At 45.7% G+C, this 10,870-nt stretch carries 11 protein-coding genes; 2 read left to right on the forward strand and 9 right to left on the reverse strand.

The window, feature by feature from the left end:
* Positions 1-1,026 precede the first annotated feature (1,026 nt).
* Positions 1,027-2,175, reverse strand: coding sequence for a protein rep (locus tag WA407_RS25960; protein ID WP_336078715.1), 1,149 nt, complete (start codon positions 2,173-2,175; stop codon positions 1,027-1,029).
* 205 nt (positions 2,176-2,380) lie between these two features.
* Here WA407_RS25960 and WA407_RS25965 point away from each other — a divergent pair, with 205 nt between their 5' ends.
* A complete protein-coding gene (locus tag WA407_RS25965) occupies positions 2,381-2,890 on the forward strand; it encodes a hypothetical protein (protein WP_336078716.1) in 510 nt (169 codons plus the stop codon).
* A gap of 494 nt (positions 2,891-3,384) precedes the next feature.
* Here the strand turns inward: WA407_RS25965 and WA407_RS25970 are convergent, their stop codons facing one another.
* The 7 genes from WA407_RS25970 to WA407_RS26000 all read right to left on the reverse strand — a co-directional run bounded on the left by WA407_RS25970 (position 3,385) and on the right by WA407_RS26000 (position 9,368).
* Positions 3,385-3,936, reverse strand: coding sequence for a hypothetical protein (locus tag WA407_RS25970; RefSeq protein WP_336078717.1), 552 nt, complete (start codon positions 3,934-3,936; stop codon positions 3,385-3,387).
* Between the two features lie 423 nt (positions 3,937-4,359).
* A complete protein-coding gene (locus WA407_RS25975; RefSeq protein WP_336078718.1) occupies positions 4,360-4,509 on the reverse strand; it encodes a hypothetical protein in 150 nt (49 codons plus the stop codon).
* Between the two features lie 547 nt (positions 4,510-5,056).
* The gene (locus WA407_RS25980) at positions 5,057-5,380 is read right to left on the reverse strand and encodes a YueH family protein (protein ID WP_336078719.1); all 324 of its coding nucleotides are present in this window, start codon (positions 5,378-5,380) and stop codon (positions 5,057-5,059) included.
* A gap of 180 nt (positions 5,381-5,560) precedes the next feature.
* Positions 5,561-7,903, reverse strand: coding sequence for a CARDB domain-containing protein (locus WA407_RS25985; protein WP_336078721.1), 2,343 nt, complete (start codon positions 7,901-7,903; stop codon positions 5,561-5,563).
* A gap of 15 nt (positions 7,904-7,918) precedes the next feature.
* Positions 7,919-8,794 carry a copper amine oxidase N-terminal domain-containing protein gene (locus WA407_RS25990; protein ID WP_336078722.1) on the reverse strand — a complete coding sequence of 292 codons (876 nt, stop codon included), beginning with the start codon at positions 8,792-8,794 and terminating at the stop codon, positions 7,919-7,921.
* A 27-nt stretch (positions 8,795-8,821) separates the two neighbouring features.
* On the reverse strand, positions 8,822-9,115 hold the full coding sequence (locus WA407_RS25995; RefSeq protein ID WP_336078723.1) for a hypothetical protein: 294 nt from the start codon (positions 9,113-9,115) through the stop codon (positions 8,822-8,824).
* A 49-nt stretch (positions 9,116-9,164) separates the two neighbouring features.
* On the reverse strand, positions 9,165-9,368 hold the full coding sequence (locus tag WA407_RS26000) for a hypothetical protein (RefSeq protein ID WP_336078724.1): 204 nt from the start codon (positions 9,366-9,368) through the stop codon (positions 9,165-9,167).
* A gap of 136 nt (positions 9,369-9,504) precedes the next feature.
* Here WA407_RS26000 and WA407_RS26005 point away from each other — a divergent pair, with 136 nt between their 5' ends.
* On the forward strand, positions 9,505-9,672 hold the full coding sequence (locus tag WA407_RS26005; protein WP_336078725.1) for a hypothetical protein: 168 nt from the start codon (positions 9,505-9,507) through the stop codon (positions 9,670-9,672).
* Between the two features lie 9 nt (positions 9,673-9,681).
* On the opposite strand, the gene WA407_RS26010 is transcribed toward WA407_RS26005, so the two are convergent.
* Positions 9,682-10,611, reverse strand: coding sequence for a phage integrase N-terminal domain-containing protein (locus WA407_RS26010; RefSeq protein ID WP_336078726.1), 930 nt, complete (start codon positions 10,609-10,611; stop codon positions 9,682-9,684).
* Positions 10,612-10,870: the final 259 nt, after the last annotated feature.

A 10,870-nucleotide genomic window follows, 5' to 3' on the forward strand; every position in this document is an offset into this window, starting at 1 on the left:
TTGGCAAAGTCTCTCTATCCTCGTCTCATCCTCGCTTGCGAGGGTGAGACAAACCGGGCACACACCTTGGTAGCTCTGTAGTTCATGTGGTGCGCTGAGTCGCTTTCTCTCTGCTATTTCCTTGAAATAACAGAGAGAAAGCGACTCATTCGAGCATTAAAGTTTGGATATCCTGGCGCATCAATATTTGGTTGTGTGCTATGAGTACTAATAGCCGGGATCTAAGCTACTACTAGTGTGAATGCTCCTACGCATTCGATCCCCGACAGTTACCAGCTCACTCAATCGTGGCCTACCCAACTAAGGGTTCAACTGCCTTCGTGCCGATTGAACAACTACGATCAGCGTCCGGCGATACGCTAATTCGTGCTCCACTTTTTCAACCATCCGCAGCCGCAAGCGACTTTGTGGTAGAGCTATGGTCTTGACCTAAATCTGAGGCTAATCAAAAAGCGATTAGCCTCTGCAACAGTCATACCTAAACAAAATTTTTTCGAACTCGTAAAACCTTCAAAATCTCAATAATACTCATGTGTGATCCCTCCAAAGTTTTTGTGATGTGCCGAAGCAGCTCTATATAAAAAAAGCCGATTATAGTTGGCATAAATGCCTGCTACAATCGGCTGTAAGCGCAAAAAAAAGCCCTTTTTAAACATGCTTAAATAAGCATGAAAAAATAGACCTTGTGCTTTATCCTGTGAAATTCTGCTCTTCGCTTCATAACTGAGGCAAAGAAAATAAAGTGTTTATGACTTCTCAATATTCGGTAGCTAGTGCTCCAAATAATTTCAATGCAGCTCTCTCGAGCTGTGCCTGTTCTTCGCTTGATCATTGTCAGCGAAGAAAATTAATAGATTTCGTATTGCTATCATTGTAAATATATCCAGACAAATTAGCAACTTAAAAAGGCTACCCATATGGATAGCCTCACTACAAAATATTACAAAGTTCACCTGTTTAATATTTCTTATCTCTAGGTTATAATAGCAATAGTTATAAATCCCCCAGCCAAAAGGGATTTCCGGTTCACTGATTAATTTCAGTGAACTTTTTATTTATACCGATATTTAAAAGTCCGGTTTCATAGCCATGTTCCTCTATCTCTTTTAACAGGTTGTATCTAAGATTATTACGCAAGATATATCGCCAATCCTGCCAATCCAGCGTACCCAGTAAGTCCGCTTCTTCAACCTTTTCTGTCGCTATCGTTTCATCATCCTTTTCCTCGATCAGATACCTGGCTTTGAGTCCAGGACTCCAAATCAACTGCTGTTTGCCTTTCGTGGCCTTCGCATATTCCTGGTACTTTCCTTCGTACTCAAGATCGCCATCTTCGATAATCACCCTTAACATATCAAACGGTGTCATACTCTCACCGCGCCCCTTCTTGATGTTAGCCTTGGTCATTTCTGAGTCTGTGCCCCAACGCTTGTCCATCAGATCGCCCCACTTGCCGATATATGTACTGGCTTCCGCTGCATCATGCATCCGTAACCCATGTTCCCGGCTAGTGCCTAATCCGTTTTTGGCGCATGCCCCTGACCACATATTGTATAGCTTGTCCTCCATACCATGCCATTCCCACGGCTCGATCTCATTGCTGTGCATTAACAGCAAATGTATGTGTGGATGCCATCCATTCACACCATAAGTAATCTCAAAGGCTCTAATTTTACCGACAAGTCCAATCTCAGCCCTAAACGCCCTATCGCGCCCACCTCGGCTAAAATCTTGGACTGCCTTCCCTAAGGCCACTAACAGATCATGCAGCTTATCCTTCGGACTATGGCTAAACGTCAGTGTAACCATCGTACAATGACCTCCGGCATCCAAATGCGCTTTAAACGCCGTTTTTAATTCCTGTCGCCTACGCTCCGATATCTTAGCCGCACAGACCGGACAGACCCACACACTGCTACATACCATCAATCCACCGTAAAAAGCCCTTTGCGTCTGTCTGTGCTTAAAGAGGTCTACACCACCATATGCCTCAATCTGATGCCTTAGACAGATTCCTACGCGATGTCTCGGTAAAATGTGTTTAGCTGCTGCTTGCATCTGATACCTCAAAAAACGTTCATCTGGTTTGTTTCCGTCGTTTTTCCGACTTAATACGGTGTTTGCTTCTGTTTTCTCGGCCGCATCCCTATTTTTCTCAAATGCGATGGTTCGCAATTTCGTAGTATTTACCAAGTGGCTTGGCGTGTCTCAAGCCCGAATATCTCAAATAAAAAAATTATTATAGGTTGGAAGCTTATTCACCAAAAAGACAACATTTAACAGAATACTGCAAACTTTTTCTCCCACTACTTGTTACTATATGGATAAATATAGTATCCTATATTAGTGATTTACATATTGATACCATGGAGGGATTTATTTGAAAAAGAAAATCGTATCCACCGTCTTATCTTCTGCTCTTATTTTGACTGCTCTTCCTGCTTTCGCTAGCAGTAGTAGCCCTATTAAAGAAAATTCTAGCGAAATTTCTAGCGTCTATTCTCAAGATAATACTGTTAAAGAAGTACCTAATATGAAGATCGTTGATGGATTGTATGATCCTGGCGAAATTACTCTGTTCTCTTTACTCCTTAATACCACTTATAATTTTTCTTCTGGTCAAGGAACCGGCAGTTTTTCGTATAAAGCTGGAAGCAGTAGCGAAAGAGTCCGCGTTCACGTGAGTAATAACAAAAAAGTACCTGTGAATTACCGTTTGACATCCCCATCAGGAACTGATTGGGCATCTCTGACGGTTAAACCAGGTAGCTCTGTTACTACAGAACACTACTTTGGCCAAGGTCAAGAAGGCACTTGGATATTGAATTTTGACACTGATGACGGTTCGCCTGTTTCCGTCAATGTTTCCGTTCGGGACGGCTTAGAATAATATTTTTTCATCCTAGGATGAGATCCATAAAAGTTTATTAAAACAACAAACGAAGCAAGAAAAGCTTCAGGCCATTCGGTCTGAAGCTTTTCTTGCTTCGTTTGCAGTATATCCTATTGGATGTCCACAGAGCTTGACTTTATCTATGTCAGAAGGCTGGACATATGTCCAAAATCCTGAATTTTGTGCACATGTCCAGCCCTCTGATCTGCAAAAACGGCCGTTTTTGACCTTCAGCGCCGATTAACCTGCCGTGGAACAATACAAAAAAGCAGAGATTTGGCCATCTGGCCGATCTCTGCTTTTCTCGCGATTGCTCCGTTTTTCGCCCCTGTCCATTTCCGAAAATAGAGCTATTCTGGATAATCCTCCGATAAATCATCTTCTTTTGAAAAATCTATCGTACAGCACTAAAGCGACGAGAATGGTAAACACCTGAATCAAAAACTGTGGCACTAAGATTAAAAAGTCCAAGTAAATTCCCCTTTCATCTCTCAGAACAACCCAAAGAATCGTTTGCGTCGGCCGTGCAACTCAAGCCGTGAAACAGCCCCGGCAATTTCCGTGAGCTGCTGATCCGTACGATCTTGAGCTTGACGCACTTCACTCAGCACACCATTTACCTGGTCACCAATCTCAGCAGCCGCAGCTGCGACCTGTAGCCGTACCTTTTCATTTACAATTTCATCTATGCGCCCCGACAGCGCAGCTACCGCAGCAATCAAATCATCAACCTTAGCGTTCAACGTAGCGACCTCTGCGCTGCTACCTGACGTAGCAACCACAGCCAGCGAATCGCTACCTGGAAGTCGTTTATACCGCTCTACAACAGTACTTACGGCGCTTTGGTACTCAACACCACGATTTAGGAAGTCTAGCAGCGCACGAAAGGCTACAATGTCGTGGTCTACAAAGGCTCTATGCTCTTTTTCGTCCTTAGTAAACAGATAGCCAGCTTCTTCAAGACTTCTCGCATACTTATTGACCGTAGAGCGACCTATATTCAACACATTTGCGACTTGAACCGTGCTATATACGATCCGCATGGCGTTTGTATCCACCTTGTATCACCTCGCTATTCTACTTCACCATATCATGGACAAAACCCTTTCGCTACGCATCTTTTCGAGCATTGAAGCAAGCCTTCGCTTCGCTCCGGTTCCGCACCGTTCACCTCACCTTGTGGAAAACGAAAACCACGTTTACCACAAGCTTCGGTTCACGTTACGGCGGTGTGAACCACCTACAAGGCCACCACCACTCTCCAACGCTTCGCTATCTTTCAAGCTAAAAAAGAAACTTGACTGCGAGGCTCTTAATCGGCACGCTGGCATGGTTTGTCAGGAAATGCGCATAGATTATCACCTACTGTGCAGCCATAAAAAACAAAAACATGGCTGCACTAGTAAGCGATACTGTCACGCCGTGTACGGCTGTCGAGGGTTCCTCTCATCCATGCCCGACTACGGTTATACCGTCAGTGCCTTTTCACTCGTAAAGCCAATCCTACGAGCGCGCAACGCGCATGTGCACTGATCACCATTCCTTTCGGAATCCTGGCTACCTCCAGACCGATTATCAGCGTCCTCCCAATCTCTGGCTGGCTCCCGCCTGGGCATGGGTAGGCGTTTAATGGAGTTGACGCTGATTCTCTGCTTCGGCTCAGCTTACCGTACCCGTATTTTTACGTGCTGGGCAGCTAGGCACGTTTGGCGATCAAAAACCCGATTACCTAAAAAAGACAATAGGAAATCAAGCCCTCGAACGTCATTTTTTCAAAAAAAATGGTTCGAGCGCCGAAACATATGAGATTTTTATGTATGATCAAACACCGCGCCATTACTGGTACTGTGCTGAATCAGCAAACCAAAAAAGCCCCTGATCCGTACATCTCACGGATCAGGGGCTTCAACATATTATCTCAAAACCTATTGAATCTACTGGCAAAACACAGTACAATGAACACAAACGTTCATTAGATTGAACTCAATAAGTATACAAGTCATGTTTTCGCGTCCTGTTTCGCCGATGTTCAGATCGGTCAGACAGCAGCCTAGGGTTTGGCGACCCAAAGTTGCCGTGAAACTGGCTTTAAAGCTTTTCTAGGAAAAGCTTACCACGAGTCTAGCATGTATGCTAGACTTTTTTCATTTGGGACTACTAAATCTAGTAGTCCTTTTTTAATTTGGTAGTAGTAAGCCTAATCATATAATCACTTATTTCATGGGCCAACTTTTCTGCACGTTCCACAGCTAAAGGCCCTCCCCGATCACTAAGAGCCTCCAGCAGTCGCTTCCCTTCCTCCTCCTCTGGTCTGCTGTAACTGTAAAGATAACTCCATCGCCAATCTGGAATCCCAATCATGCAAAGCATGTTGTATGGATCATTGGCAAAATACACTGGAATACTTCCAAAATCCTTTAATGACTCAAAACTGTTGACCTGAAGCATTTCTAATGCCATTCTCACATAGATCGGTTTATCTAGCATCTAATCCCTCCTTTTTTAAGCCTTCTATCGTTCGTTTTAAGGCTCTTTCAAATTTGTCCTTACTTTTATAAGCAAACACCCATGTAAGCCCGTCATATAGCTCCTGAACGCGCCTGACGAGCAAAATACAGACAACCAACAGAAAATAAACTATATTGGTTGTCTGTACAAAATTCTGGCCTAGAAATTACGTGATCTTACGTTCTGCGTATCGTCAAACATGCTACCGAAAATACGCAGCTTGTTTGTCGTACAGGCTTCCAGGCGTCCTTTAGAACCTTCAGCCGTGACGTACACCTTCACCAGCACGTCACCGTCACTCCAATCCTTATCCGTGTATACCTTCCGTTCTATGATCTTGGTACCGTCCAAGAAGACCCCTTCTCGTTTCGGCAGCTCCCACACGGCTGTTCCTGTATTTCCACCGCTGGTGCGCTCCAGCGTGACCGTATTCAGGAAACGTCCATTCCGATCATAAAACTTGGCAATCACTTCACCAGGCTTCGGACCGATGTACGTTCCTCCGATCGGTCTGGCCGTTTCTCTCATTCCTCTTGGAACCTTCGTTTCCCAATCGGTAGAATAATTCGTCGTGACCTTCAGCTCATAACCATAACCGGCTCGCGTCAATTCATTCGCATTCAGCCCATTTTGCTTGGCATACGGAATGATTGCCCAGGAGCCCCGGCTTTCCCGGTCACTTTCCTTCGGATGCGCCTGATCCGTGGCAATCCCTTGTTTGCTGTTGATTTGCGTACTCACATTCAAGTGCTCAGAATAAGGCACCCAAGCCGTAGTCCATAAAGGTCGGTTGACCTCTGCAATTTCATAGATATAACGGTACGGTATCGTCCATGAACTTTTGGCCGTAGACGTTTTACTAGCCGTGCTACAACCAGACGATGATCCCCCCCCGTTGGGTTGGTACACAGTACAACCCGTACTGGCAATGTTATTGCCCGGGTTTGTATCTGGAACCTCATTGACCGGATCGACCTGCACGGTCATGTTGTGCAGCCCAATCTGACGTCCGGTCCAATTAACTGGCCCTACTGAAATTGGTTTATTAGCCGGCATGTCCTTACGTACCTCGTAAATCGTCTTATCATCCGCTGTAATACGGATCATGACCTGTTTCTGATCCTCAATGCTGACGTTCTTTACCTTGGCCGTAATCACGGCCGTGTTGCCCTTCTCGATCCGTGAAGGCGTAGCTGTGATCGATTGTGCGATCAGATCCACCGGCACGAGCTTGACCGTAAAATCAGCCTTGATTTCATTATTTTTATAAGCTTCTGCAGGAGCTTCCACCGCCCGATCTTGATGGCTCGGATTATTGACGAATGCATCTACAGAAATATGATAAGTACCTGGTGTACGCCCCAAATTGACAACGCCCAAGTTCTGGCTGAACTCCTGGCCGTTTTTGATCACCTTTGGAACACCGCTGTACATCTTTTGAAGCGTCTGTTTGCCCGTCTCCGGGCCTTGTACAGTTACCTTAGCGATATTAGGTATTCCGCGTCCGTCGATGTAATCGCCAGCCTTGAAGTCCTCTCCGACGTACTTCCATTTGAGCCAGAGCTGATGGCCATCCGTTAAAGTCAATTTAGTCGGAATGTAGTCCATCGGCTTCGGCGGTTCTGGCAGCTTCACATTCTGGATTGCTGTACGGCCATAACCATCGTCAATCACCACATCAACATCCCGGCCTAGTAATTTGGCCAATTCCTCATAATCCACGCTTAGACTGCCTGTCTTGGCCGTTGCTGACGTATGAACCAGCTTCCCACCTGTCAGGCTTACCACGTTCTTAAAATCCGGAAATGCGCCCTTTTTGGTCGCTACAATCCGTATATCCCGTTCGGATACGCCATATCCGGTATAATCCACCTTCAGCTTGCCGTTACTGCCGGTTGCTGTCGCCTTCAGCGTAGGCCATTTAGTGACTTCATACAAAGCCTGGCGTTCATCCTCGCTGATCTTATTGGTCTTCGTAAATTCAATTCCCATACGTTGAAGAATACCGGATGTGCGAAGGAACCATTCACCACGAACCTCATAGTAAAAGGGGTTGCCGTTCCTGAAAACTTGGTCGTCAGAAGATTTGATAAACTGGCTCCTAAAATATGACCGCTGCTTTGCACCTACGGTCTGATTCTTCATGATCGCGTCGAACATATCCCCTAAAGCCGACTGGCTCTTATAGACCAGTCCGAAGCCGTTTTCCTTGTCGAACTTCGGATCGTCCACCCTCCGCTTTACGTTGAACACGTCATAGTTACTAATACTCGTCGATTTCCCATCAGGAAATTTGAATACACCAGTCCAACGTGCCAGTTCCCAAGGACGGACGACTATTGAATTAAGAGCAGGAATATACCCGTATAGGTCTGTATCGTTATCACCATACTGCCACGCACCAGGTACATATTTTTTCAACATCGGTTCGGTACCGGATGCGATTGCTAGCGTAGAACCAAACATCATTAATACCAAGATAAGGGCTATAATTCGTTTCATTTTGTCAGCTCCATCCTACAATGATTGAGCCAACAAAATGACTTCTGTTAACGTGCCAGCAGTTCCCACAGCCTGGCCATTCTTAACAAAACTATGCTTCACTACAATATCATTCGTAACGGAGTCAAACTGTTTCGCCAAAGAATCATGCTTTGTATCTAAATAGAGACTATAATTCTCAATACGATCTTCACTAGCATAAATTTTAGAAAAAGAGATACTCCCCGTTCCTCCAGGGAAAGTATACGACTGCCCTGGTGTGAGCTTCGTAACCTTCTGATTCCCCTGATATGTAGCATTTGAAGCGTATGGAACGGTAAAAGTAACTTGACCATTAGCATACTTCACGTTGTTTTTAAACAGCGCCTTGCCCAACTCCGTCTTTTCCTCCCATGCAAACGGTTTGAAGAAGGCCTTTGGCTGCTCTGGTTTTTCTTCCGGTTCCTTCGGATCAGTAGGAGCTGCACCTGTGGTGATGGCTACCAACATTTTAGCCTTACTCCAGTCTACTTGAGCCCCCAAGGCTTCAGAGACGAAGCGTAACGGCACGTAGACACGGTTTTTTTGAACGCGCGCCGGTACATCCAGGAGCAACTTGTCCTGGTCACGCGTAACGATTGCGCTGTTGACCTTCATACTGATCTTTCTACCGTCCTGACTAATCAGCACGGTTTTGTTCTTGTAATCTACCTTGGCACCCAAGGCTTCAGATACGAAACGTACCGGGATCAAAACGCGGTCATCCTCCATGACCGGCTTTCCGTCTGGAAAGACTACAGCCTTTCCATTCACCGTTACAGCAACGGATTTCACGGCCGCTGCTTCAGCAGCCGTACCTACAGAACCCAACACCAAAATGATAGTTAACAGCGTTAATAATGACTTTTTCACTTTAAATTCCCCTTTTATTTAATGACATTAAAATAACCCAAAAAATCGTTTGCGCTTGCCGTGCAGCTCTATCCGCGAAACAGCTCCGGCAATTTCCGTGAGCTGCTGATCCGCACGATCTCGTTCTAGATTCAACCGCGAAGTTATACTATCAATCAAATTATAGACCTCAGTCAACGACATACCGACCTCAGCAAATAACATATCGACCTTCACCTCGTCGCTTATCTGGTCAATCCTATCGAAAGCCGCAACTGCAATCTGTAGCTGTATCTCATTATCTTCTACCTTATCCATTATCTCATCTAGGCGATTCGACATCGCATCTACCCAAGCAATCAAATCATCGCCCCTAGCGTTCAACGTATTCCTACACACTTACAGTCTCAAATTCGTGCTGATATTCTGGCAGCTCTGCACGACGTTCCATTTCAATCTTAATCATATCTTCCAAGGTTTCTATCATTTCCTTCTTTGTATCGCCTACAGCCCCGATTCTTAATGATGGTACATAGCCCGCAAAATTGCGTTGGGCAAAATCGTACTCTACCAAAACAATGTACTTCTTCATCATGTTAATTACCTCCACAAAGTTATATAGCTGACTATACGTATTTATAACTACATATTATGCATACCTATATAACTTTGTCAATTTTTACTTTTTTGATATACTAATCGAAATGAGAAGCAATGCTGAGGTGGTAAGGATGGCCAGAAAGTCGATAAACACTACGTTGGACGAAAAGCTATACAACAAAATTAGAGTTTTAGCTCTACAGCAATCCATCGAGAAAAACGCCAAAATCAATGTAAATGATCTGCTAGAAGAAGGGATGCGATACCTACTTCATAAGTACGGTGTCCCTGAAGACTAAGCCTTTAGCTTAGTCTTTTTTAACGCCCTCATAAATCTTGATCACGTCGATCCGCTCATGACCAACTTCGCGGCTCACAATTAACGCTGCGCTATCTCGGCTGTATCCCTTGGCCATTTCCTGCTGCATACGTTCCTGTACATAGCTGTACCTCAAACCATGGAAAGTAAGGCTGCGTGAAGTTCCATCGCGCTTATCGATGCGCTGCTCCGCGCCTTGCGCGGTCAGTACCTTGTCCCTATGATTCTGAACAAATTTCTCCATCCGGTTGACCACCTGATGCGTCTTTTCTCCCGGAGTAATAAAAAGCCGGTTCCCTCGTTCGGTATACCGAAGTCGGCGCTCAAAAATGGCCTTCCCTGCCGCGCTTAACCGCACTTCACGGTGTTTCCCGTTCTTGGCCTCCCCCTTGACCTGATACATGCCTGTACGCAGCGCATATTCAGCCTGTGCGCGGCTCACAGCCGCAGCTTCGGTGACACGCAGCCCCATAGTGCGCGCCAGCGTCAGACAATCCGCTATGTTTTCCTGCTGAAGCTCCTTCGCGATCCGGACGATGCCCTGGTACTCATCTTCCGTCCAAGCCCGATTACCGTTCACTTGTGATGTCTTTTCCAGCTTCACCCCGTAGAACTCCTTCAGCGATTTGTTGTCCGACAGGCTGTATCGTGGCTGCTGGATCTGATCGTGCAGATACCGCAGCGCAGTGAGGTCATTTTTGATCGTCTTGGCTCCTATACCAGCCTTTTGCCGCTCCTGGACGAAGGCCAAGACGTGCTTATCATGCAGATTCCGAATGTTCTTCATCTTGAATCGCTCCGCGCAGAAGCGCACAAACAGATGGCAGCTGTCCTTGTAACGCGCACGAGTGCCATAGCTGCCCTGCTTGGTATGTTTGAAAATCTTATCGACCTGTACTTCAACCGTGATTTTACCCAAATTAAGTCTCCTTTCTCCTAACCCTTTAATAGACCTGTGAAGACCGAGGAACTTGTTTCCGAGTGTCTGAACAGGTTCAGCGCGAAGCGCTTATAACGACCCCGGTTGCTGCCAGAAGGCAGACTCTGCCCATTGGCAAAGTCTCTCTATCCTCGTCTCATCCTCGCTTGCGAGGGTGAGACAAACCGGGCACACACCTTGGTAGCTCTGTAGTTCATGTGGTGCGCTGAGTCGCTTTCTCTCTGCTATTTCCTTGAAA

Source organism: Paenibacillus sp. 203, from assembly GCF_037027525.1.
In the GTDB taxonomy this organism is placed as follows: Bacteria; Bacillota; Bacilli; order Paenibacillales; family Paenibacillaceae; genus Paenibacillus; species Paenibacillus polymyxa_B.